16 protein-coding genes are annotated in these 25,669 nt (G+C 41.9%); 4 read left to right on the top strand and 12 right to left on the bottom strand.

Features of this window, described 5'->3' with window-relative positions; translation table 11 throughout:
- Window positions 1-80: 80 nt before the first annotated feature.
- The 5 genes from nhaR to CXF95_RS06260 form a co-directional block, all read right to left on the bottom strand.
- Window positions 81-986 (bottom strand): transcriptional activator NhaR, encoded by a 906-nt coding sequence (gene nhaR, locus CXF95_RS06280; RefSeq protein ID WP_101197867.1) that lies wholly within the window; start codon window positions 984-986, stop codon window positions 81-83.
- Between the two features lie 166 nt (window positions 987-1,152).
- Window positions 1,153-2,613 carry a wax ester/triacylglycerol synthase family O-acyltransferase gene (locus CXF95_RS06275; protein ID WP_101197866.1) on the bottom strand — a complete coding sequence of 487 codons (1,461 nt, stop codon included), beginning with the start codon at window positions 2,611-2,613 and terminating at the stop codon, window positions 1,153-1,155.
- A gap of 418 nt (window positions 2,614-3,031) precedes the next feature.
- The gene (locus tag CXF95_RS06270; protein WP_101197865.1) at window positions 3,032-4,261 is read right to left on the bottom strand and encodes an NAD(P)/FAD-dependent oxidoreductase; all 1,230 of its coding nucleotides are present in this window, start codon (window positions 4,259-4,261) and stop codon (window positions 3,032-3,034) included.
- A gap of 165 nt (window positions 4,262-4,426) precedes the next feature.
- A complete protein-coding gene (locus CXF95_RS06265) occupies window positions 4,427-5,080 on the bottom strand; it encodes a heme-binding protein (RefSeq protein WP_198556510.1) in 654 nt (217 codons plus the stop codon).
- Window positions 5,081-5,224: 144 nt separating this feature from the next.
- Window positions 5,225-5,965: a MipA/OmpV family protein gene (locus CXF95_RS06260; protein WP_101197864.1), complete on the bottom strand. Its 741-nt coding sequence runs from the start codon at window positions 5,963-5,965 to the stop codon at window positions 5,225-5,227.
- A 546-nt stretch (window positions 5,966-6,511) separates the two neighbouring features.
- Here CXF95_RS06260 and CXF95_RS06255 point away from each other — a divergent pair.
- Together CXF95_RS06255 and CXF95_RS06250 are read left to right on the top strand one after the other, a co-directional pair.
- Window positions 6,512-10,015: an AAA family ATPase gene (locus CXF95_RS06255; protein ID WP_101197863.1), complete on the top strand. Its 3,504-nt coding sequence runs from the start codon at window positions 6,512-6,514 to the stop codon at window positions 10,013-10,015.
- A 150-nt stretch (window positions 10,016-10,165) separates the two neighbouring features.
- Window positions 10,166-12,205: a lipoxygenase family protein gene (locus tag CXF95_RS06250; RefSeq protein ID WP_101197862.1), complete on the top strand. Its 2,040-nt coding sequence runs from the start codon at window positions 10,166-10,168 to the stop codon at window positions 12,203-12,205.
- 185 nt (window positions 12,206-12,390) lie between these two features.
- Here the strand turns inward: CXF95_RS06250 and CXF95_RS30440 are convergent, their stop codons facing one another.
- The 5 genes from CXF95_RS30440 to CXF95_RS06220 all read right to left on the bottom strand — a co-directional run bounded on the left by CXF95_RS30440 (window position 12,391) and on the right by CXF95_RS06220 (window position 19,314).
- Entirely contained in the window at window positions 12,391-12,504 is a 114-nt protein-coding gene (locus CXF95_RS30440; protein ID WP_255418901.1) for a LuxR C-terminal-related transcriptional regulator, read from the bottom strand.
- A 1,232-nt stretch (window positions 12,505-13,736) separates the two neighbouring features.
- Window positions 13,737-15,401, bottom strand: a complete 1,665-nt coding sequence (locus CXF95_RS06235; protein WP_101197859.1) for a SulP family inorganic anion transporter — start codon at window positions 15,399-15,401, stop codon at window positions 13,737-13,739.
- Between the two features lie 249 nt (window positions 15,402-15,650).
- The gene (locus CXF95_RS06230; RefSeq protein ID WP_101197858.1) at window positions 15,651-16,511 is read right to left on the bottom strand and encodes a family 16 glycosylhydrolase; all 861 of its coding nucleotides are present in this window, start codon (window positions 16,509-16,511) and stop codon (window positions 15,651-15,653) included.
- A gap of 479 nt (window positions 16,512-16,990) precedes the next feature.
- Window positions 16,991-18,130, bottom strand: coding sequence for an acyl-CoA dehydrogenase family protein (locus tag CXF95_RS06225; RefSeq protein ID WP_101197857.1), 1,140 nt, complete (start codon window positions 18,128-18,130; stop codon window positions 16,991-16,993).
- A 2-nt stretch (window positions 18,131-18,132) separates the two neighbouring features.
- On the bottom strand, window positions 18,133-19,314 hold the full coding sequence (locus CXF95_RS06220; protein WP_101197856.1) for an acyl-CoA dehydrogenase family protein: 1,182 nt from the start codon (window positions 19,312-19,314) through the stop codon (window positions 18,133-18,135).
- 177 nt (window positions 19,315-19,491) lie between these two features.
- On the opposite strand from CXF95_RS06220, the gene CXF95_RS06215 reads away from it, so the two are divergent.
- Entirely contained in the window at window positions 19,492-20,481 is a 990-nt protein-coding gene (locus CXF95_RS06215) for a GlxA family transcriptional regulator (protein ID WP_101197980.1), read from the top strand.
- A 25-nt stretch (window positions 20,482-20,506) separates the two neighbouring features.
- On the opposite strand, the gene CXF95_RS06210 is transcribed toward CXF95_RS06215, so the two are convergent.
- Both CXF95_RS06210 and CXF95_RS06205 read right to left on the bottom strand, forming a co-directional pair.
- Entirely contained in the window at window positions 20,507-21,970 is a 1,464-nt protein-coding gene (locus CXF95_RS06210) for a VWA domain-containing protein (RefSeq protein ID WP_101197855.1), read from the bottom strand.
- The gene (locus tag CXF95_RS06205) at window positions 21,971-22,906 is read right to left on the bottom strand and encodes a MoxR family ATPase (protein ID WP_101197979.1); all 936 of its coding nucleotides are present in this window, start codon (window positions 22,904-22,906) and stop codon (window positions 21,971-21,973) included.
- A 318-nt stretch (window positions 22,907-23,224) separates the two neighbouring features.
- Here CXF95_RS06205 and CXF95_RS06200 point away from each other — a divergent pair, with 318 nt between their 5' ends.
- Window positions 23,225-25,666 (top strand): EAL domain-containing protein, encoded by a 2,442-nt coding sequence (locus tag CXF95_RS06200; protein ID WP_198556509.1) that lies wholly within the window; start codon window positions 23,225-23,227, stop codon window positions 25,664-25,666.
- The last annotated feature ends 3 nt before the right edge of the window (window positions 25,667-25,669 follow it).

Raw genomic sequence — 25,669 nt, 5'->3', positions numbered from 1 at the left:
AAGTCGAATAAAACGTGACATTGAATCGGGATTAACGAGAGACCTTAAAAATAAAGGCCTCGGATGGGCAGTGAAGGGAATTAACTAGAAAAAATGCAGGTTCGCGCAGTATTACAAATAGCCTCGATTGCAGGGTGACTGATTTTCCGTTCAGCCGAGATAGCATAAAACTTGTTTTGCACCTGCTCAGTTTGCCCGATAATTTGGACATCAAAACTGTGACAAACTTCATCTGCGATTGCTGTTGGCATAAAAAAAGCGCCAAGGCCCCTTTTTCCAAATGCCTTGATCAATCCGCTGTCGTCAAATTGTCCAATGACGTTGGGAAATATTTTTTGACGATGTACCCATTGGTCAAATAATTGCCTGATCCCAAACTGTGATGTTGGCAACAACATGGGTGCATGATGTAGTGAATGAGGGAAGTTAGGGGTGAGCAATTTCTTTAACTCAGGGGCAGCAAAAAAGGTTAAGCCTGACTCTCCAAGGTAATGATTAAAGGCTGTATTACCAAAAGTGTGATTAGTAGGCGAATCACTGATTACCATATCAAGTTTATGCACAGCTAAGTCAGCCAAAAGCTCTAAAACCGGGCCTTCGGTACTAATGAGATTAATAGGCTCAGATAAACTTAGCGCAGGTTCAATAATTTTGCATACGATAGTTTTCGGCAGAAAGCTGGCAGCTCCCACCATAAAATCAGTTTGATTACATTTGCTAGAACCTCGCATCACGCTACTTAACTCACGGCTTAGTCCAAAAATTTCATCTGCATATTTCTGAACAATTCTGCCCGACTCCGTCAGGATCAGTTTTCTACCCTCTTTTTCGAGGAGTGCGCACCCCATATTCGCTTCCAGCAATGATATCTGTCCGCTAATAGTATGGGGAGTAATGTGTAAGCTTTTACTTGCCTTAGCAATGCTGCCTTCATTTGCGACTGTCCAGAAATAATGTAAATGTTTATGATTAATAAGCCTCGACAAAATATTTACCTCCCACTTTCAAACATGTAAATAACGATTTTCAGCCAAATAAATTATTTATTAAGACGGCTAGTAATCCGAACCGTTGGTTTCTGGCCCTTGTTGGAAACACCTTTAGCCAAGCCAAGATAAAATCAATCCTTCAATTCCAAAATCACTGTAACGTTTAGCTTTCGCTTTTAGAAACTTCAGGATGTGCATTCAAACTAAGCTCTAACAGTTCTTTATGTGCATCTGTCATATGTTGCGCCAATTCATGTATGTCGGGCATCAGTTTTTGACATGAGATTAAACCAAAATCGAGCCAACCGTTGTAACTCTGCAATGTGATGTTCAATCCCATTCCATGATAAGGGATCGATACTGGGTAGGTACTGATCTGTTTGGCGCCTGCAAAGTACAGCGTAATATTAGGACCAGGAACATTAGAAATCAGCACGTTGGCAAACGGTGGTACCGAGTTTGCGACTCTGGTACGAGTTAACGTCGAGGCGATGCTACTCACTAACCAGGGAGCACCTATTGAGGGAAAATCAGTGGGCATAATGGCTTTTACATCAGACATCAGTGTTTTGGTGTGTGTGGAAGAAACATTGATGGCCTGGAGCCGCTCCAGAGGGTCTTTGATATTAGTTGCAAGACTCATTCGGGCCATAGACACTTGGTTACTGAGTTCGGTGTTGCCTTCAGGGCGCACACTGACTGGTATAGCAGCCAACAAAGGTTCTTCAGCGTAAAATCCCTCATCCTTGAAGTAGCGATTCATACCCTCCCCAGAGATTGCCATAACCACATCATTAAGACTGACATTATTGAGTTTAGCGATTTTTTTACTCTCGGCGTAAGGAATAGAAAAACGTGCAAAACTACGTTGATTAGTAATAGTAGCGTTAAGTGGTGTCTTGGGTGCAAGCCAGTTCATGCGATGTGCATTGCTTCCGTCAGGGGACTTAGTGGGTCTGAGCATGGCCAAAGCTTTGAGTGTTAGCTTTGGCACGTTTTTGGTCAATTTAATTGATTGGCTAATGTTATGCATAACACCTGACGCGGTAAGTTCAGCAATACCATAGTTGTCAGCCCTGGCAGATTCTCTAAGGCGCTTACGTTTGTTCGCTGCGCGTGGCACTGCCGACACGTCCATAATGGCTTCCATTAATACTTGCCCGCCCATACCATCTAGCGCAGCATGATGCATTTTAGAATAGAGTCCCACATAGCGGGTGCCCTCAGGAGAGTCTGACGGAACGGGTAAACCATCGAGTATATGCATCTCCCATAAAGGGCGGCTGCGATCAAGCAAGCTAGAATGCAATCGAGCTACCAGTTTATCCACACTCCCCCTAGTCGCAGGTGGCGGTACAATCACATGTCGAATATGGTAGTCAATATCGATAGCCTCGTCCATAACCCAAATCGGATTAGCGATATCGAATGGCATATTGATTAACTTGCGCTGAAAAATAGGTGCCATGTGCATGCGATTTTGAATGTGGGTTCGCACATCCTCCATAAAATCACCTTCATAATCTGCAGGCAGCTCTAATATGCTTAGGCCACCAACATGCATCGGAGTTTCAGGTGATTCTAAGTGTAAAAAGGCCGCATCTAAGCCGCTAAGGTGATCCATTGAGTTTCCTTTCTGGTTGATGAAAAACGTCTTTCTGTGGTCCCTTTCATATGGACTACATTACTTGCCTAAATACCAACAATAACCAAGCCTACATTTATTAATTATACACAAACGTTTTGCATAACTTGATTAACCTCATATCAGCATGAAGTGAGGGAGAATATTTAATACTGAATTTAAAGTACCGCTAATTTTTGTTTAAAGCAACGGCCGAATATGTAGGCTTTGCATCTAAAGAATATAAGAGGCATGTTCCATATTACTATGAAAAAATAATGGATTGAGCCAACTATTGTCTAAATAATCAATTTGTCGATTCGTTAAATCGTATTGGCAATGAGTTATGAAACAATCTGCCTTGCCTAGTTTTATAATGTAAGACTGACATTGTATTAAAAGATGATGATGAATGCCCTTATAAAACTTTACTACGCCCTAGTAATACTCTGGGTCTTAACTTTAAAATTTCGACTAATAATAGCTTCTCGGTGGATAGAGTCATTCTGTCAGCTATACCTAAAACTCTGTGCTCTATGGGCAGAAGTGCTGATAAGCGAGCCATATAAAACTGGTAAACCGCTTCTTTACCTGCGGCCAGAAGTGGACTGGCTAAAACAAACTTGCCTTGGATGAAGTATGTGTTGATGTCACCTAGCGAGAGCAAAATAGGTTTGGTACGGACTTTAAAGGGTTTTAACGTTTTTTTAGCACAAAACCTATTAATATTAAGCGCTGCATGAAGCCCCATGTCTAGGGCTATACTGGCTTGCTTAGGTAATGAGTTTGATAGCGTAGCAGAATCACCTGCAACAAAAACACTACTAAACTCTGTAGTTTGTAAGTACTCATTAACTGCTAATCCATTAGAAGTAATCGGTGTATTGATGTCGTTAAGATAATCAGGCAGCTTGGTGCCAGCAGACCAAATGGTTACGTCTGAATCGATAGATTTGTTGTCACTGAAATGGATACTAGATTGTTTAACTTCAATGATTTTTTGGTTGAAGTGAAAACTAACTTGGTAGCTTTTACATTGGCTTATAACGTCATCAGACAACTTTTCTGGCAAGGCTTGTACCAATCTTGAGGCACTGTCGATGACGTTAATGTGCAATTGCTTGTTTGATGCGTATTTGCGTAATAATTCACCCAAAACTTCTACGCCGGTAAAACCTGCGCCAACAATACTGATATTAAGGGGCTGTTTATTATTGTTAAGAACGGCCTCAATATCGTTGTGTATTTGTATTACATCATCAGCAGTACGAAATCCATATGCATATTCGCTAGCGCCTTTAATGCCATAGTTTGATCGTGAATGGCCAGATGCAATCAACAATACATCATAATTGAGTATTTGTTTGTCATCTAACGTGACGGTTTGCAAAGCGCCGTCAATGCTAGAGACAGTTTGGTTAATAAAGCGGTGCCCTAATCTTGTGATGATGGTGTCTAGATTTAAACTTAGGCTGGTTTCTTTTTTAACATCTGACAAAATCTCATGGATGTTAGGTGTCCACTGAAAATCCTGCTTCGCATCGATGACGGTTACGTCATGGCTTTTACATAGCTTGCTTACGGCAGTAAGACCAGCGAAATTAGCGCCAATAACTATAATGCGAGACTTTTTTCGATTGAGTGTCAAAAGGAATTTCCTGAATAGTGAAAGGCGGTAAATGAATAATGGTTAGATTAACATTTAAATGGGATTACTACACAGACAGCGATGTTAATTCAATTTAATGTTTAGGTACTTTTGAACATTTACAATGGTTGTCTGGGTAACAGTCTGGATAACAATTAAATAAATTTATCTAACCTCAATTAACATTTCATTGCGACGCCACATAGGTAACGTTAAAGGTCCATTGTAGCCAGCTTTTACTGGCTCACTGATAGCCTCGTAACCATTTTCAGTCATCCAAGTTTTAAGGATGCGGGTGTATTTTTCTACGTTACTGTCACTCAACGTTCCACTAAATTGAATGCTAGCCACTTTATAATCTTTGAGCTCACTCACATATACTTCAGGGTTAGTGGGTTTAGGCGTTGTGGCTAATGTGAAATCTTTTGGCATCACGAATGACATCATCGAGTTGTCGGCACTGTCCTTCATAAACACAGGTGCAGTCATCGATATTTCTGCGCCTTTTGTTGCGTCCTTTCTCACGTCTTTTTTCACGTCTTTTTTATCGTTCATAATGACGGGAGCCGTCATAGCAATTTCTGTTGCCCCTTCATTATCGCCGGTAATATAGCTGAACAATTTTCTAAATGCGCTGTTACCACTTTCACTGGACATACTAGTAGACACCAATACCATTGAATCATAGTTACGCACTTCAATTTTCTGAGCCTCGTCGGTTTTTAGAAGAGTATAGGGAGCTGTTTCCACATCACTTTGGACCACAACTGAACACCCAGTCACAAATATTGATGTCAATATTGATAATATAATTTTCATTTTACACCCTTCTGTTATATTTCTATTAAATTTATTTTTGGGTCGCGCATCTATAAGATGTAAACAGGTTACAAACCTTATTTACTGTCTAAATCACATATTTTAAATATCAATAGTTTAAAAAACAGCTTATAAACAATTAGCTTAAAAAGCGTAAAGTAACCCAAAAAAACCATTAACCGCACTGCTTCCATCCACAATTGGACTATTTTTCACATCACTAGGAAGAGATTGCCAGCGTAAATTTGCCACCATATTCCATTGCTTGTTTATTTGATAATAACCGCCCAACGTAACCCCTAGCGGAAGCACACTGCCTACTTGGTATTGTGAGTAAACAGAATTATTTTGCTCGTCTGCATCAACACCAAAATAATAGTCAGCATAATCAGCAGACAAATATTCCAATTCTGCTCCAAGGTTAATCATCCACTTACGTTTTGGGTGAGTAAAAAGTGTTCTTTGCAACCCAACAACTGCGCGCTGACCTTGATGCTTGTTAGAGATATCTGTTTCCAATGAAATAGATACGGTCGCAAAATCGAGGGGATGACTATAATTAACACCCAACATAAACGAAAAATCACGATCTTTTATACCGTTCAATCTATCGCTATCGTTAGTATCAAGCTCATTAGGTGCCAAATTTAAACTCAATGCAAATGACGGCTCTCCCCGCTCCAATCCGCTGAGTTTGTAGGCCAAAGAGGGGCCACGCCAACTGAACCTTTTTCCTTCGTAAGTGATGATGGGTAATACCTTTATTTCGGTATCTGTTCCTGCGTATGGATTAGACGGAAAGATGGTCGCCACTCCAGCAGACCATTGAGCCAATAACATCGGACTGAACAAGAGGCTAAAACTAAGTAAAACTAAATATTTCATCAATATTCCGGATAATAAATAATGCTAAAATCATGCCAAATTATACCCTGCAAGCAAAGATCAAGATCACTTCAACACAGCACCAACCTTTATTATTCCAATTTACCTTTGTTATTCGATATTACTTTCATCCCCAATGATTTTGTTACCTAACCTGAACTTGGGTTAAGACGTGCCGCGATCCTAAAAATATTTTTAATAAAAACAGTACGTTAGGACGTAACAACTGATTTGCTAAGGTATTTAATGCATCCAGTGCTGATATTACTGTGTTTATCGAGGCGAGCTTGTGAAGGAATAGCCAGCTATTGAGAGCAAGTGTACGAGCATATTAAAGTTTGAAACTGGGAATTAATGTTTGAAACTCGCACAACTAAATAAAACCCGCTGTCCGACGGGTTTGTGCCATAACCAGTCATTGAGCGTTGGTAATGTTTAAGGGACAAATGGATGGTAAACGAACAACCCCGCAGGCAAATTCTCTTGAATGGTGTGATTGACTAGAGTAATCTTGATTCATAATATGTGGATAAACCAAATGGAATTATGAGTAAATCAGAAGAACCACAATCTGATAAAGATACTACTGTGTCGAATAAAATCGATGCTAAAAAGAAACCTAGCGGACTCTACTTTGAGGCCAAACGTCGTCGCGTCTTGTCGACCGCTGTGGCTTATATTATCTCCTCTTGGATAGTGATTGAAGTCGCCAATGTCATCCTAACTGCATTTGAAGCCCCGGCGTGGATATTACAAGCACTCATCATTACCGTTTACGCTGCATCGCCAGTTGTAATGCTCATGGCATGGTTTTTTGATATCACTAGGGCGGGCATTTTCCTTACCAAAGATGCCGAACCTATACAGCAAATAGAAAAAACTGAACATTTATTGGACGAAAAAGAGCGGGAAGAAGTACCTGAGCCACTGCAAACAAGTGACCCAGAACGTCGGATGATAACCGTGGTCCAATGTGCTATTTCTCCAATTGATGCTCATGGCACTGAAGATCATCAGGAACAGTTTCGCAGAGTTTTGCCTGATATCGTTGCTGAATTTACAAATATTGTTGAGAAATATGAAGGCTATCTTGCCGCTAACGACACAGAGCTAGTTACTGCTTACTTTGGTGTACGAGTTGCTCATGAAGATGATGCTCTGCGAGCAGTAGTAGCTTCACAAGAGATGATGAAGTACCTGAAGGTTTTTAATAAAAGTCATGCCGAGAATAATGGAATTCAGATTCAACTTAATCTTGCCCTACATTGCGGCTTTGGTATTGTAGAAGAACTAGCAGACAAGACTGTCAATAAGTGGGTTAGCAACATTGGTTCGGTATTAAAATTAGTGTCTACGCTGCAACTTGGTAGTGCTGCTAATGAGACCAATCTGAGCCATGATGTTTTCCAAATGCTGAAAGGCAAGCTCGAATGTAAAATGGTCCAAACTATTCAGATGCCAGGTGGCTCAGAACCCATTCAGGTGTATAGACCCGAAGAAATAGGAATTCAAGGATCGAAGTTGACCCTAAATAGCCATCTGATGATTGGCCGCGAGCGCGAAATGGACTTGTTGGATGAAAGCTGGTTAATGGCGAAAGAAGGTAATGGCCAAGTAGTATTGTTGCGCGGCGATGCAGGCAACGGAAAGTCCACCTTAGTCAACGCGATTAGCTCAAAAATTGCGATCGAAGAAAATGTACGAACGTTAATTCTGCAATGCTCGTCTTACCACAACAACTCTACACTCTACCCTGTCGCTAATTTATTCTCACATAGTATTTTGCAGTTCGATGAAGCAGACGAACATGACAAAAAAATAGAGAAGCTTAGAGAGCTTTTAATAGCTAATGAGCTGTCTACACATCAATACCTGCCATTGATTGCACAAATGTTGTCAATAGAGTGCGAACAAGAAATTATTGGGGTTGAGCCCGGAAAACAAAAGCAATTATTGCTGCAAGCGTTGCTACAAATTATCATCAAGGAGGTAGCAACAACACCAACTTATATTTTGGTAGAAGACGTGCATTGGGCTGATTCCACAAGCGTTGAATTTTTAGACCTTCTGCTCGCACAATCGCCTACTGAGTCGTTGTTAGTGTTAATCACGTTCCGGCCGCAGTTCAAAACCGCATGGACAGATTATTCTCACGTTAGCTTATTGAATATAAAACGTCTGACTGCCGCTCAAGCAAATCAGTTGGCACTCTCTATAGATTCGACAGGTATTATTAATGATGACGTGCGGGAGGCAATTGTTGCGAAGTCAGATGGTGTACCTTTATTTATTGAGGAATATACAAAGTCGGTACTTCAAGCTCTAGAATCGAAGGGACCAGATGATAAAGTTTCACTGGTGATTCCAAACACATTACAGGAATCTTTAAGCGCACGGCTTCATCATTTAGGTGCTGCTAAGCAGTTGCTAAACCTAGGTTCTATTATTGGCCGGGAGTTTAGCTATACACTACTAAAGGCAAATACAGACTTAACCTCAGAGCAAATTCATGAACATCTCGGTGAGCTGGTAAAACTTGAATTGATTAGTTGTCGAGGTAGCGGAGAAACATCAAGCTATTTGTTTAAACACGCATTACTTCAGGAAGCGGCTTACGTGTCGATGCTCAAATCTACTCGCGAAAGCTATCACTTATGTGTGGCACATTCCTTAGAAAGTATATTTTCAGGTCTGTGGACACCTCATCCAGAGGTAGTCGCGCTGCACTATTCCAACGCTCCAGGAACTAGCGAGAATCAACATAAAGCTATTCATTATTGGTTGAAGGCTGCAGCGGTGGCACGCAGAGCTTCTGCAGATCAAGAATCGCACCAACTATGCACTAATGCGTTGCAGGTTTTATCCAAGTTGCCCGAAAATGGCGAGCGGAACAAATTAGAACTAGATATTCAGACTCAAAAAATCCCATCAATAATTGCTCTTTTTGGATATAGCTCTGATGAAATTGCAGAAGTAGGTCAGAGAGCCCTCACCTTGTGTGAGTCTGTCACTGATGTAGCGTCGCGCTTTTTAGCACTGTTTAGTGTCTGTACTTATTATATGGTCAACGGACAGCATGAAAAATCGCATAAAACTGCATTGGACATGCAGACACTAATAAACGATAACGCAGATCCTGTTTGCAATATGCAGGTGGAAGTAGAAATGTTACTAGGCTTAAGTAACTTCTATTTAGGACGCTTGGGTGAGGCAGAGAAAAACCTACTCAGATGCAGGGAAACTTATGAGCCTAATTTGCACGGCGACCATGCTTTTATCTATGGCCAAGACCCTAACGTGATGGCGCAAGTGTTCCTATTATGGACCTATTATTTGGTTGGCAATCAAGCCGCAGTAGAAGAGTATACTGAGGCATTGAGTCTAAGCAATACACAATTCAAGCATCCTCAAACAAGAGGTTTTTGCCTTGCAATGAAAGCATGGCAAGCAGTCTTTGCCGATGATTTTGTTACGGTAGCTAAACTCAGTCCTGAACTTAGATGTTTAGCGGAAGAATACGGTTTACTCGCATTCCAGATACAGAGCAATGCGATCGATGGTCTTATCCTTTGCAACAGTGGCGAATTGGAAATGGGCACAAAGCAAGTTGAACAAAGTATAGTAGCCTGGCAGAGCATTGGTTCGCAGGCCTATGTTCCATGTTGGCTAACGCTACTTGCTCAAGCATGCGTAAAGTCAGGTCAACTTGAAAAAGCTAAAACAGTTCTTGATCAGGCATTTAAGCTGGTGGAAGATACTAACGAACGTTGGGCAGAAAGCGAACTTTACCGATGTAAAGCGAAGCTTTGTGCAGCAAGTGGACAGGCAAAGGATGCTATAAAATACTGGTGTGAAAGTATTCACCTAGCTGAGACAAGAGGCATGTTTGGCTGGGGAATAAAGAGTTTGGCTGATTTGGTAGAATTTCAAGCTCTCACAGACAAAAGCGCGGCGCGAGAAACAATCGAGCAAGCCACGCAAGAACTGAGAGACGGCGATGGCACCATAGCGGCTGGCAAAGTTCATAAATTTTCCGAAGAATTCGTATAGGGAATAAGAGCAATAAATTTAGTCGTATTATTACTAGCGCACGGTTGCGCTAAAGCTATTAATCACAATAAGTATGATTCGCAAAAAGGCAGTTGAACTGACTGAAGATATTTAATTGAAGATCTAGCAATAAATAAAAGGGACAGAATAATGACTACTAACAACTTTTCTCACTTCTATGCACGTCAAAGACAAACTTTAGGTATGCAATACCGAACCGACGAATTTTTATACCCAAACAATGAACCATGGCCAGAAACGTCATTCGACTATCCCTATGGTCAGGCGCCTACCGTCTCAAACCTTCCTGATGAAGAACGGGCAGACTGGCAAGAAAATGTAGGTAACTACTACACGCAAAACGCACTAGGCACCGAAAAGCATCCATCGCCATTTGGGTTTAAAAGTGCGGAATTCGCACGCGATAGATTCGAGAAATATGGGATTGCAGGTTATGCACCATTAACTGATACACACTTCACAGAACTCATCACAGAGAGCCTATACAGCAAATATTTAGGGCTGCTTGATCCTGCTGATGAAGCTTTGTTTGGAGTAAAAGACGATGCTAATTATCAATACTTGAAATCTGACCAATCTTGTATGCGAGTAGTGGAAAAACCTTGGGAAGGTGAGTATGTTGCGCCCGCAATTGCGATTGTGCGTCGAAAACTGCCACTCACTGACGATACTAAATGGAACTACGAATTGGTCGCCATTGCACTTGCAGACAAGAACGACAAAGGTAAATATGAGTTCAACGAAAATCTTGTTTTTGACGCGAAGAAGCACCAGTCATCGTCTGCGTGGTGGTTGGCGAAATATTTTGTACTGCAAGGTGCAATCCACAGAATTAATCTAGTTGACCATATTAAGGTGCACTTTCCCTCCGATACCATAAACGCAATTACCAAGTCGGTATTTCCTCGCTGGCACCCTGTTCAGCAATTACTGATGCCGCATTTTCGTTTGACCTTACCCGTCGACAACGTGGTATTGGAAGGAGAACGCTCAATCATTAACCGTAATACCTGGTATCCATGGAGCCCGGTTGTTGCCAATGGTGAAGAAATTCGAAAACTAATTCCATTTAGTTGGGCTGGATCAAAATACTATTGGGACGGCAACAACACCTCTTACCCACGTTATGGTTTCAGCCTCGATCCTGATGAAATTATGGACCCCGATAATCTGGAAGGTGGCCCCATCAAGTCGTTTATTGGACTTGATGCGTCACGATACGGTGAGTATTTGAAAGACTATTACACGCCAATTTTGAGTTTTGTGAGAGATTTTGTAAACAAGTTACCAGATCCAACAAGCTCCCCAGAACAAGAAGATATTATTTGGCTTGAGATCCAACGTTGGGCACATGAGATATCAAAATATATGCCTTTGTTTCCAGATGAGATAGCGATCTGTGATAAAGAAGTGTTGACTAAAGTGCTAGCAATAGTGATCTGGAATGCTGCGATTGTTCATACCTCTGACCATAGCGTATTACATATGATGATCGACACAGACCCTGTGCCCTTTATTATTCGCGTAAGGCCACCGGCCTCAAACGATACAGTAGTGGAAGAAACGATAGCTGAAGCGCTTGGAGAAAAAGGGGTCAAATACCTAACTGGTGCCGTTAAAGGTATCGAAGATATAATTCAGCGATTGCTCAAGAAAGAAGGCGGGCCGATTGGCTTTATCATTGATAAACTTGGCGATAAGCTGATTTCAGAGATTGAAGAGGCTAAACTAACTGAAGGTAGCGTACCGCTTTGCTGGCCCACTGATTTGATCTACACTAAAATGGCAGATCTATTGTTTTATAGACCACACAGTACCACTTTAATCTATGATTGTGAGTACGAATTTTTAATCCCGGAAGACCAATTGCCTCCTAAAATGAAAGTATTGAGAGCAGAATGGGTGAAAGCAGGAAGACCGGTATTAACGGAAGCGCAGCGACTTGATTTACAAGGCCTGCGTGAAGAGTTTCAGTTAAGTCTGATGAAAGTTAACGCAAAGTACTATAATAAAAAAGGTGAGCCTGTACTTTATGGTTCACATAAGGAAAAAGACATTCCTGCAATTATGAATAAATACGGCTTTCCCAAGCTTATGCCAGGAACCGACGACAAGGATGTGGCGGAAACTAGAATGGAATGCTGTCTTACGGCCGGTATCCAGTATTAACGTAAACTAAGGCACAGCGTGCTCACCAATTAGGCTTCAGTAACGAGTCTTCTTGGTAGCTTAGTTGCGCCTTTTACGCTTCCTAATTATGCCAGCTTCTGCTCTTATTCCGGCAACAACCATGGTTCGTTTTGCACTCGCAACAATACAGCCATGCGGTTTGGTGCATTAAGTTTGGTTAAAAATCAAGTAACATGATGTTCAACCGTTCGTAGTGAGCGAGACAACTGAAGGGAAATTTCTTTGCTATTCTCGCCTTTTGCTAGTAACACCAAAACTTGCTGTTCTTTTTTAGTCAGGCCAAGTGGGTGTTGAGAAGCTTTAGTTTTGTAAGGACGGCGAATCGATAACTTCGAGATATCCCAGTTTTGTTGTTTGCCTTAATAGCACTACTGCACAAAGTGCTAAAAGCCGAAATTATTGCCCGAATAGCATTGATTTTCGTGGGTTCAGTTGGCAGCGTTTGGACAATAGAACGGATTGCTAGCTTTAAGAGTATAGGTAAAATAAAACGTCATTTTTCATAAAATCAAAATACATGGTGCCTCATATTTTCCGTATTTACCTCTCTTTTATATCCTTGAGGGAGTGAAACTCGGTTATTTTTCGTCTATTAATCAACTGTTTTTACATAATTCAGAATTAAAAAAAAGCGCCTCCCACTGTTGTGCTAACCAGTTTTGAATAATGCTTTTGTTTATGATGATGAACGGCTTTTATTCAAACAGACTTATCTGAGGTGGTGCTTGGGCTGAATGTCCGGAATTCATTGCCGTCAGTCAACGTTGATTAATCGTATGATGGTTTTTTTCGCTCAATATAGTCTGATGGTATAAAGAAGACAGACATCGTTAATGCTATTTAACAAGACATATATGGACGCTCCTAATCGATAGGGTCAGCAAATCGATAGGGTCAAGAGATGTTGATTCCTTGAACTGTCAGATTCGATTAAATTTGATAGTCAAAAATGTGCTTCGCACACCGGCATCCATGCCTTTCTTCAAACAACATCCATATTGTCTGACTGACTTCTTTTCAACAGCCAAAAGAAGTAAGCAAGAAAGGCCGCTCACTGCTAAAGTTTTTAACCGCAAAAAATCGTTTAAAAAAGCTCTTAACTTTTTCTTTTGCGGATTTTGTCGATTTCTTGAAGGCGATACACAGTTTAATATACCCTTCAACTGAAACAACTAAAACCAGAGAAAGACAGATAAACGACATAACCCAAAAAAAGAAAGATTGCGCAGTTACCTTCAGATAGTCAGATAATTCGTAAAAAAGAAAATAATCGAAGCCATAATGACTAAAACGTATGTTGTTAAACAAAACCCCAAGTTTAAACTTTGGCTTTTCCTAGTTACAAACATTACATAATTTGGGCAAAAACTAAATATACAAAATCGCGGGTTTCATGGGGTTTCAGTTTCAAACTTTAATATGCTTGTACAGCAAGTTCAACGAAGATTGGCGCAGTAATAGCGGTACTGAACGGTATGGCTTATCCCAAAATCAGGTTAGGTTACCTAGCTCAATCAATTAAAACACCGGCATTGTGAAGTTTTTGATGAGCTAAGGTTAACGCTTGGGTGCGGTCATATACAAAGTCAGCATCGGTCAGTAGGGTTTCAAAACCCAAGTGCATTAGTTTGTCTTTGGTGCGGGGCTTATTCACCAGCATCACCACTTGTTTATCAAGTTCTTGTGCATCTTTTATCAAATTTTCGATAGTCAGAGCGATAGTGTCATCTAAAAAAGAAACATCGCTTAAATCTACAATTAAAGCATGGTGATCACCCAAACTTCCAAGCTCTCTGGAGAGGGCTTTTGATACACCAAAAATCATAGTCCCACTTAAGTAAAAATACAGGATTTGTCCTTGGGCTTTATTCAGCAGCGAGCGTTGCTCTTTATTAAGGGGTAATCGACCGTCAACATCACTTATAGCTTTAATATTTTTGGCTTGTGAAGCACTGAGTTTTTCAATCGTAATAATATTCGCAATAAATACCCCAATCCCTACGGCAACAACCAAATCAACAAAGACTGTCAGCAGCAATACCGCGTACATGATGTAACTGGTTTGCTTGGATGTTTTATGGGCGCGTTTAATAAAACTCCAATCCAGAATATCTATGCCCACCTTGATAGCAATGCCCGCCAGCACAGCGATAGGAATAACCGAGATGAGGCCAGATGCACCAAATACAGCCACAATTAATATGAACACACGGATAAGACCTGACAAGGCCGATTTGGCCCCAGTTTGGATATTCACCACTGTACCCATGGTTGCCCCCGCACCTGGCAAACCACCAAACAAACCTGAGAACAAATTACCTAAACCTTGGCCAATCAGTTCTTTATCTGATTTGTGCTCACTGCGCGTGAGGTTGTCAGCAATGACTGAAGTTAACATCGAATCAATACAACCCAGCATACCCAGCACAATGCCATCTAGTATCATAGTTTGTAATAATTCAGGGGTAAAAGTAGGGAATACTAATGAAGGCAAACTGACGTCAATTTCGCCGATACGTTTTATATCTGGGTCGGTCAGTAAAAACACTGAGATTAACGAAATAACCACCAGCGCAATCAATTGTGGTGGCACCCACTGTTTCACTTTACGGGGTGTAAATAAGATTAAGAGCAGGGTGCCTAGGGCCATACCCAACTCCGTAATACTGATATGACGTAAGGTCTCTGGAAAAGCGATTATCGCTCCGGTAACGCCACCAGACGGAGCTGTCACTCCCACCGCAGGTGCAAACTGCATGATGATTAATATACAACCAATGCCTGACATAAAGCCGCTGATCACGCTATAGGGCATCAAGGTAATGTATTTACCTAACTTCAATACGCCAAATAATATTTGGGTGACCCCCGCAATCATAACTACGGTAAATGCCATGGCTAAACCCGTATCAGGATAGCGCGCGACCATAGCCGTCACCACAGCTGCCATGATCACTGTCATAGGACCTGTGGGCTCTGATATTAATGTAGGGGTACCGCCAAATAGTGCCGCAAAAAAGCCTATAATAATGGCTCCATACAGACCTGCTTCTGGCCCTGCTCCTGAGGCTAAACCGAATGCTAAAGCCAAAGGTAAGGACACGATAGCGGCAGTTAAGCCCCCTAAAATATCTCCCTTCAAACTGTTTCGATTAATAGTGTTAAAAATCTTCAAGGGATGCCCTTTTTAATACTCTAAGTTGAATGTGTGTTAATCGCGGTTATTGTATAGAGCAAAGGCAGTTTGTATATCATATTTGTTAAATATCGATGATGAATTCAGGCATGTTTTTTTTGGCAGACCTTAATATCAAACACAAAACTAAAGTGGGCGTAAAAACGAATATCAGATTTGCTATGCAATAGCCAAATTATCTAACTGAAAAATTATCAGGCAAACTTGAGGTTACTGAAGAGCGTTTGTTTATTTCCAGACTTCGTGTTTCACCCAGTCCACTTCCATGGTCCAGTTTTGGGTCATGGGAGAGTCATTAATCTTAGCAAAATTTAGGATAGCGAATAAGGGCTCCGGGAATTGATCTTCGTCCTTGTTATTACGATACACTTCTACTCCATCAAGGCGGAAAATAATGTCATTACCAAGCAACTCTACTGAATAATCATGGTACTCACCCAGAGTGGCGGCTTGCACCAACATGAGTGCCTGCCAATCACCACCATCACAATAACCCAGACTAGTAATTGCCCGGGCTGCATAGTGATCAGGGCCACCATCACTATGATGTTCAAAGATGTCGATTTCACCTGAGCCTGTCATGGGCCAACATACAATTTCATCGGCTTCTTGCACGGGGGGTTCATTGTTTAAAGCCCCTAACAACCACCACGCCGGAAACATCCCAGTTTGACCACTATTTTCCACTTTTAATCTGGCAGTCCATTTACCTTTAACAAACTCTTTAAGGTTTTTTGAGGCAATACGACCAGCCACATATTGTGTATCGTGATGTTGTTGACCTTGTTTATTGAGGTTGTCACAAGGACGTTTTTCACCAAGGTCAATCACTCGTATTTTTAGGGTCCCATTGCTGACTTCTCGAGTATTAAACTGATTATCAGGCACATAACATTGGTCTTCGTTATTCACCCATAACATTTGGTCTTGCCAGTTTTCTGGGTTAAAGGTGTCAAACTCATCTATGAAATTGACTTGCCAACCGCTAACAACAGCAACCTGCTTTGGTTGAACGGGATCTTCTAGAGCGGTTTGGGAGCAGCCAGAGACAAAAACCGCTAGTGTGATGATGGCCAAGATATTCTTCATATGAACTCCAAAAGTTGCATAGGTTACTAATCAGTGGGGTTGAAGCTGTGCATCTAAAACTTACAAACTTAAATAAGCGACATCAGTACCCGTATAAAGAAATTGAGAATTAAAGCGCCCCACAGAAAACATATCTTGTATAACACGTATCGATTTTTTTACCCTAAGGATTAAGTTAGCTTGGACCACAACTGCGACAGGTTGGAAAATGCTTCTGTATTAATAATCTAGAAGTAGGGTTTTTATCTGGGCTTAAGATAGGTTATTGAAGAGCTTATCAAATAACTCATCATACGAGCCTGGGTCTTGATACTAGGTAGATTTATTTTGGAAGATTTAGTGGATTAATAAGTAGTTGAAATTAAGTAACAAATATTTGAGGTGAGGTGAATTAAGTAAATGAGATGATCAAATTAAGATGACCATCTCATTAGAGCTTGGATTAACGTTTAGACATTTTTATCAAACTAAACACCTGATTAGTCAGAATAAGTTAGTCGGTTAAACTTTTTCTGTTGAAAATCGGCATCACCAAAAGTGGTGTTGATCATCATCAAACGCTTAACGAAATGACCTACATCAAGCTCGTCTGTCAAGCCCATGCCGCCGTGTAATTGAATGGCTTCATCGCCAATCAACTTACCGTTACGCCCAATCATCACTTTTAACGCTGCAATGTTTTTGGGCAAATCTTCTGCACCACTTTCTGCAGCACACACTGCACGGTACAAAATTGACTTCGCTTGTTCACCGGCCATAAACATATCAACCATGCGATGCTGCAATGCCTGAAAGCTACTAATAGCCACACCAAATTGTTGTCGTGTCTTGGTGTATTCAATCGTGGTGGTGTTGAGTTTTTGCATAATGCCCATGGCTTCTGCACACAAAGCGATAATGACGTCACCCACCACTGCCTCAATCAGTGTGTAGCCTTTATCAACATCCCCTAAAACGTGATCACCAACAACACGCACATCGGTGAGTTTGATGTTTGCAACTAATTGTCCGTCCATCAGGCGGTAAGAAGTTCGCTCTACACCCGGTGCGTCGGTATCAATCAGAAACAGTGTAATACCCGCTTCATCACACTGTTCACCTGAAGTTCTCGCAGACACCACCACTTTATTGGCGGCCATGCCGTTAGACACCACGGTCTTTTCGCCGTTAAGGACAAAATCAGCTCCGTCACGTTTAGCTTGGGTTTTCACGTCGGCCAATTCAAAACGGCTTTGACGTTCTAAGTAGGCAAATGAACCTTGCAGTGAGCCGTCGATGATTTTTTCAATATTGGCATCTTGTAAGGCAGCGTTACCGCTTTTATTTAGCAAACCACCAAACATTAATACGGTTGCAACAAAGGGCTCGACCACTAAACCTTTACCCATCTCTTCCATCACTGCCATCACTTCAGTGGCACCGCCGCCAAAACCGCCATGGGCTTCGTCGAAAGGAATAGAAAGCCAACCCAGTTCAGCAAACATTTGCCAGTTAGCAGGGTTAAAGCCTAACTCACTGGCGGCATTAGCGCGGCGGCTATCAAAGTCATATTCGTCTCGCACAAAGCGCGCGACACTGTCTTTGAGCATATTTTGTTCTTCGGATAAATTAAAATTCATAATTAAAGGCCCAATACGTATTTAGCGGTAATATTTTTCTGTACTTCGTTTGAACCACCGTAAATCGTGGCTGCTCGTCCGTACATATAAGCTTGTCTCGCTGAGTGTCCAAAAGCGTGGCCAATGGTTTCTGCAGTATCTTCGCCGTGGATCACACCACTGTAGTATCCGGCTAAATCCATATACATCTGCTGGATCCCTTGTTGAATTTCAGTACCTTTGATTTTTAGCAGTGAAGACTCAACGCCCGGCCCTTTGCCGTCTGCTGTTGAGGCCAACACTCGTAGCTCTGTATATTCTAGGGCCATCAGCTCAATTTCAGTATTAGAAAGACGATTCTGAAACTGGGTATCTTCGCTAAGAGGGCGTCCACCGCTCACTTCTTGAGCAAGTAAATCCCGAAGCTCGCGCAGCTTACGCTTAGAATCCGCAACGGCTGCTATAGAGGTACGTTCGTGAGCCAATAAAGCCTTGGCATAAGTCCAACCTTTGCCTTCCTCGCCAATGCGATTTGCAGTAGGAACACGCACATTGTCAAACACAACTTCATTAAGACTATGGTGATCGTCAATAGAAGAAATCTTATTAACCGAAACACCAGGAGTACTCATATCAATCAATAGGAAGGTAATACCGTCTTGGCGTTTGCCAGAAGAGTCGGTGCGAACCAAGCAGAAAATCCAATCAGAATACTGTGCGTAAGTCGTCCAAATTTTGGCCCCTGTTACGATGTAGTCATCGCCATCTAATTCTGCTTTGGTTTTTAATGCCGCTAGGTCTGAACCTGCACCAGGTTCTGAATAACCTTGACACCACCAATCTTGGTTTTTAAGAATGCGCGGTAAGAAACGCTTTTTCTGTTCGTCGTTACCAAAGTCATAAATAACCGGGGCCACCATTTTTAAGCCAAATGGCACCACATCAGGAATACCAGCTAGTGAACGTTCCGTTTCAAAAATAAAGTTTTCGGTCACCGACCAATCCACACCACCATGTTCAACAGGCCAACCCGGAGCAAGCCATCCTTTTGCACTGAGTTTATTCTGCCATTCAATTTGTGCTGCTTTGTAATCGCCACTACGACCGTTTATACGCGACGCTAAATCTTCAGTCCAAGACTCAGACAAAAATGCACGCACTTGGTCTCTAAAAGCCAATTCCTCAGCTGAAAATGTAATATCCACTTTGTATTTCCTCTATCGATTGTTCATCTCGGGACTGACCCCAAGTAGGCCACTACTTTACGCCCCTTCTTTTGCATTGTACTTAGGGTAAAGTGCCACTTAATACGGTATATGTGTCAAAATAGTTTAGTTAAAATAGAAAGTGCCCCGGAGAAAATTATTCAAGTGTCGAAAATCATGTCTGATGCAAAATGGCGAGTTGCCTTATTGATCTATAATGGTGCCTGGGCTTCTACAGTTTTTAGCTCATTGGAATTGTTTCACAGCGCTAATTTACGTCAACCCAAGGATCAGCAATTCCACTGTGATTTGCTCAGTTCAGACAAGCAACCAGTCCAGCTATATGGTGGCCATTCAATCAATGGCGATACGATGATAGGCGAGCAATCTTATGATCTTATTATACTTGCCCACTACTGGGGGGATTTCGAACAGGTCACTCAGCAACATCCTGACATTCCACCTTGGCTGGCGCAGCAATATGCTCAAGGTGCGCGCATCGCTGGAATTAACAGCGGTATTTTTTGGGCTGCAGAGGCCGGTATATTGAATGGAGGCCGAGCGACCACCTATTGGCGTCACCTGCGAGAATTTGAACAGCGTTATCCTGATATTCAATGGCAGGCTAACCAAGCAAGTGTAGAGCATGAAGGTATCTACAGCTCAAATGGCCAAAATGCCTCTATGGACCTAAGTATGCATCTGTTGGAAAAATTTTGTGGCCCCTCTCTAGCCGCAAGTTTGGCCAGAGACATTAGCTTTGATAGCCGTCGAACCAATGATGTAAACCTGATTAATATCGCAGGTTTTCGGCAACACAGAGATGTGGGCATTCATCGAGCGCAGGACTGGCTCGACGAACGTTATACCGAAAGCTTGGAGCTGCAGCATCTAGCCAAACAAATTGGTATGAGTAAACGCACCTTCATTCGCCGCTTTCAAAAAGCAACAGGTGAACTGCCGTCTCGCTATTTACAACGACTTCGGGTTGAAGCCGCAAAACACTGTTTAGCTAATACCCAAGACAGTATTAAAACAATTGGAATGGGGGTGGGTTATCGAGATGTCAGCTCGTTCTCAAAAGTATTTAAATCGCTGACCGATGTCACGCCTCGAGAATTTCGCTCACGCCTTCGCCCATCGCATACCCATACAACCTCAAAATGAGCGTGTCAGAACGACTGGGGATATATTAACTGTACTTCAAAAGCCGACTAAAAATACGTTCGATATCCTTCAAATTTCGGCAAGGTTCAACACTGCTACACCAAGGCGAATACTCAGACATGATAGAGTCGCCGCTATCCCAACTATTTCGTTGTTCGGGGTTCAGCCACAAAACGCGTTTACTCTGACGAAACACCTTTTCCCAAATGTCAGTTCGACCATCACCTTGATTATTTCGCGCATCGCCGAGCATGATAACCGTGGTTTTTTTATCGATACTCGCCAGCGCTTGTGACTGAAACCCTGCCAGCGCTTTGCCATAATCTGTAGACAAGCCACCCCAGCGTTTCATGATGTCTTCGAGCGCCAACTCAATACCTTGTTGCTTAAAGAGTTCCGTGACCTCGATCATCTCCGAGGCAAAAACAAAAGAACGCACTTTTGGCATAACGTCTTGCATAGAGTAGAGAAACAACAAAAGAAAACGCGCAACACGACTAACCGAACCGCTGACATCACAGATCGCCACAATTTTAGGTCGTTCAATACGCGTCGCTTTCCAGCGAGTGTGAAATAATGCTCCATCAAAAGCAGCATTGGCGGCGATAGTTTTGCGCACGTCCAACTGACCCCGTTTACGGGTTAAACGTTTACGACTATGTTGCGAAGCTAATTTCCGTGCGGCTCGCTGCACCAAACGTTGCATTAATTTATAATCGAGACGATCAAGCTGGCTTAATTTTGCCTGCTGTAGATATTCCTCACGGTACTTCAGGCCTTTATGTTGAGCAAAAATCCCATACTGCTGCTCTACATAATCTTTCACTTGATCAAGCAGACGTGCCCGGGATTTTATTAATTTCCGTTGCTTTCTTTTGTGCTCAGGGCTGTTTTTCTGTTCAAGACTGCTTTTATGCTCAGGGCTGTTGGCGTCGGCACGAATTTCAGTGCTTAAAGCTTCATCCCCAAGGCGTTGCATTATTTTATAAGCGAAGTGATTTTTTTGAGTAAACAAAACAATGGAAGACAGTTTCTCATCTATAGCAGCCTGTGTGATTGCCAAACTCATATCTTTATTTTTACCTAGAGCCTGCCCCAATGATGAACTTGGGCTAGTTTGCATCCCTTCCCCATCTGACATATCAGCTTGGCTTGAGCTCGAGTTACTCTTTGCATCTAGCGCATTCTCAGAGGACTCGCTCTCGCTTTTATCCGCCTCTTTATTTGACGCTTTATTCGACGTTTTAATCGCCTCTTTATTCGACGCTTTGGCTTTTTCAACACCCGCAAAATATAGGTCAAACAACTCCTCATAAATCACTTGATCAGCCTGTCGCTTAACCAAGGTCAAAGCTAAGACAGTTTTGGATGTTTCGCGACTCTCAAGTCCTAACAACTTGATAGCTTTGAGTGCATCCAAGGACTCGGCTGGCGACACCTGTAGACCCGCTTCACGCAGCGCACCTATAAAGTCGGCAACAAAACGCACCTAAGGTAAACTCTTCAACAAGGCTTTAATTTCTGGTTCGACTAATTCAATATCATCCTGAAATTTTAGTAATAAATTCAAGGTTTCTTTAACCCAATGAGAGTCTAGCTCTTCAACATTTAATAAAAGCAGCGCCCTTGCCCAATCGATGGTTTCACTGACTGCGGGTGATTTTTTCAAAGGCATGTCTCTAAGTTTGCCAATCAGTGCCACTATCTGCTCTCTTAGCTGTGAATCAAGACCTTCCACCTGAGTCGCTAAAATACGACTTTCTAAAGCGGCATCAGGAAAAGGAATATACAGATGTAAACAACGGCGCTTCAGTGCGTCTCCGAGCTCTCGCGTGTTATTACTGGTTAACATCACTATGGGGGTCGAAACGGCCTTCACCGTACCAATTTCTGGAATAGACACCTGATAATCCGATAACAGCTCCAGCAGAAAAGCTTCAAACTCTTGATCGGCCTTGTCAATTTCATCAATCAGTAAGACGGCACCATCTTGACTCTGTAGAGCTTGCAATAAAGGTCTGGGTTCCAAAAATTCTTGTGAATAGAATATGTCTCCAAAATCATGCAGTCTGGCGATAGACTCATCCAACCCCCGCGCACCTCTGAGCACATCGCCCAGTTGTTCTTTGAGTACTTGGGTGTAAAGCAATTGTTTACCATACTTCCATTCATACAGTGCCTTTGACTCGTCAAGCCCTTCATAACATTGCATGCGGATCAGCGGTGCGTTGAGATAAGTGGCAGTGACTTTGGCTAATTCGGTTTTTCCTACACCAGGAGGGCCTTCAATTAGAATCGGTTTTTGCAAATGACAAGCCAAGTATATGGCGGTGGCGACTGAATGACTGCATATGTAACCTAAGTCTTCGTAACGGCTTTGAATAATCTCTGGGGAAGCAATTTTTTCTTGGTGTTTGATGATCACTGAATCTGACACTCGAGGGTAAATATACGACATTATTCGCCTAAGGCTCTACAAAATGCAAACCCTTCGCACATGACAAGCGAGGACACGCATAAAAAAAGGTAGCATAATCTCTGTGTTAATAGGGTGGTGAGTTTGTGGCTTTTTTGACTAATGTATAATTAAAAACGCGTAATAATACCTATGTTTTATGCTTTAAAAGGTGTTTAGGCTAGATCAGTGACATTGTTTAATCAAATAATACTTGATTAGGTATCTGAATTTCAAAAGTGAGCTGCACTCACAAACGGTGAGCCACACAATAGAAACTGATTTAAAATGAAAACTGATGTATCAAAGACTACCCTTGACCTAAAAAAACCACCGAATATTTCGGCTAAAAAAATCAGCTATTATGCTAGTTTGATTGCCCTTCCAACGTTAATATTAATTGTTGGCATTAATTTTTGGTTTAGTAATAAAGCAGAAGAAGCGGAAAATTGGGTAGCCCATTCCCATCAAGTTAATGCATCCTTTTTTCAAATACTATTGGCGCTAAAAAGTGCAGAGACTGGACAGCGTGGATTCCTTCTGACCGAAAACACAACGTATCTTAAGCCTTATACTCAGTCCATTGAACAATTAGACAGCCTATTAACTTCGGTTCGTCTGTTAATCATGGACAATCCCAGTCAACAAAACAGATTGAAAAAAATCATTCCTTTGAAAGATGAAAAGTTAAAGGAATTAGCAAACACAATTTTTTTAATATCGACTCAAAACAGAGAAGCAGCAATGCGTATCGTTATTAATGGCGAAGGGAAAATGCTGATGGGCCGACTTAGCGTCCTCATTAATGAAATGATAAACGCGGAATACGCACTTGTGATAGAAAGACGTCACGCTTTATACCTAAGCAAAATGTTAGTCCTGAGCACGCAAGTAACTGGATTTCTTCTTATTATCCTCATTAGTCTGGTTACTTTCATCAAAATCCGGAAGTTACTTTTTTGGCAATTGAAGGCAGAAAAAGACCTCACCCATGCTAACGAAGCCCTTGCCATTCAAAACCAAGAAAAAGATAAACGTGCAAATGAATTAATGCTGGCCGCCAGTGTATTCACATATGCCCTAGAAGGTATTATGATAACCGACTCTGCGACGACTATTATTGACGTTAACAACACATTTACCGACATTACTGGTTACTCTCGGGAAGAGGTCATCGGTCAATCCTCTCGTTTCCTGGAAGCAGACCGTCATCCATCTGAGTTTTATAGCGCGATGCGGCAAGTAATTAGCACTACTGGTCAATGGGTGGGTGAAATTTCGAGTCGTCGTAAAAATGGCGAAAACTATGTTGCAAGTACAACCATCAGTACCGTAAAAGATGGGGTGGGTGAAGTCAGTCATTACGTCTTATTATTTAGTGATATTACTCAGCAAAGAGAACATCAATTTCAACTAGAACAGATAGCACATTACGATGCTTTAACCAAACTACCTAATCGGGCATTACTTGCTGACCGACTAAACCAAGCCATGCTGCAATGCGAGCGCCTCCATAACTCACTTGCCGTCGCTCTTATGGATATAGATGGCTTTAAATATATTAATGATACCTATGGCCATGTTGTAGGTGATGAACTCCTCATTATCGTGGCTGAGCGGATGAGCCACGTATTGTGTCAGGGGGATACACTCGCCCGTATTGGTGGTGATGAATTTGTCGTGATATTAACCGATTTAGCCAAGCCTGATGATTATAAGTCATCAATAGAAAAGTTATTACTGGCTGCGTCAGCGCCTATCTTGGTCGGTAATTTGACATTAAAAGTATCCGTTAGCATAGGTGTCACGCTCTACCCTCAAGATACTTCGAATTCAGATATACTGGTGCGTCATGCGGATCAAGCAATGTATGTGGCAAAACAATCAGGTAAAAATTTCTACCACTTATTTGATAGCGTACAAGATGATGCCGTTAACATTCGACAAGAAAGTATTGTTCATATCAGTGCAGCACTCCATACAGGTGAGCTCGTCTTGTATTATCAACCCAAAGTGAATATGTCTTCGGGTGAGGTGGTTGGCGTAGAAGCGTTGATCCGCTGGCAGCACCCAGTACGTGGTTTAGTTCCACCCTTGGATTTTTTACCTGACACAGAAAATCATACCATTAGCATCGATATAGGTGAATGGGTCATTGACACAGCACTGAGCCAAATAAGCCAATGGCAAAGCATGGGGATCACATTATCTATCAGCGTCAACATCAGTGCTTACCAACTCCAGCAAGCTGACTTCGTAGAACGCTTAGCAGCATTATTGGCAGTACATCCTGAAGTCCCACCCCGTTTATTGGAATTAGAAATATTAGAAACCAGCGCAGTGAGTGACATCAACCATGTTGTAGCGACTATCTATGCTTGCATTGACCTTGGTGTACACTTTGCTCTAGATGATTTTGGTACCGGGTATTCTTCCCTTACCTATCTCAGACGCCTACCAGCCAGTCTGATTAAAATAGACCAGAGTTTTATACGCTATATGTTAACGAATGAGGATGACTTAGCCATTGTTGTGGGCGTTGTCAGTTTAGCGAAAGCCTTTCAACTTAAGGTGATTGCTGAAGGAGTAGAAACGATTGAGCATGGTAATGCTCTATTACAACTAGGCTGTGAATTAGCACAAGGTTACGGTATTGCAAAGCCTATGCCTGCTAGTCATATTCCGCCATGGCTGCAAAACTGGAAGCCTGATATCGCTTGGCGGCCATAAATA

It is taken from the genome of Paraglaciecola sp. MB-3u-78, assembly GCF_002835935.1.
Classification (GTDB): domain Bacteria; phylum Pseudomonadota; class Gammaproteobacteria; order Enterobacterales; family Alteromonadaceae; genus Paraglaciecola.
Note: the sequence above shows the minus strand (reverse complement) of the source record. Positions and strands in the feature narration are given on the sequence as shown.

What these genes read in the sequence shown, in the direction of transcription:
- CXF95_RS06265 (WP_198556510.1), bottom strand. Translation starts at nt 5,080, where the DNA reads ATGAAAATTATATTATCAATATTGACATCAATATTTGTGACTGGGTGT.
- CXF95_RS06230 (WP_101197858.1), bottom strand. Translation starts at nt 16,511, where the DNA reads ATGAAGAATATCTTGGCCATCATCACACTAGCGGTTTTTGTCTCTGGC.
- CXF95_RS06255 (WP_101197863.1), top strand. Translation starts at nt 6,512, where the DNA reads ATGAGTAAATCAGAAGAACCACAATCTGATAAAGATACTACTGTGTCG.
- CXF95_RS06225 (WP_101197857.1), bottom strand. Translation starts at nt 18,130, where the DNA reads ATGAATTTTAATTTATCCGAAGAACAAAATATGCTCAAAGACAGTGTC.
- CXF95_RS06250 (WP_101197862.1), top strand. Translation starts at nt 10,166, where the DNA reads ATGACTACTAACAACTTTTCTCACTTCTATGCACGTCAAAGACAAACT.
- CXF95_RS06260 (WP_101197864.1), bottom strand. Translation starts at nt 5,965, where the DNA reads ATGAAATATTTAGTTTTACTTAGTTTTAGCCTCTTGTTCAGTCCGATG.
- CXF95_RS06215 (WP_101197980.1), top strand. Translation starts at nt 19,492, where the DNA reads ATGTCTGATGCAAAATGGCGAGTTGCCTTATTGATCTATAATGGTGCC.
- CXF95_RS06200 (WP_198556509.1), top strand. Translation starts at nt 23,225, where the DNA reads ATGAAAACTGATGTATCAAAGACTACCCTTGACCTAAAAAAACCACCG.
- CXF95_RS06275 (WP_101197866.1), bottom strand. Translation starts at nt 2,613, where the DNA reads ATGGATCACCTTAGCGGCTTAGATGCGGCCTTTTTACACTTAGAATCA.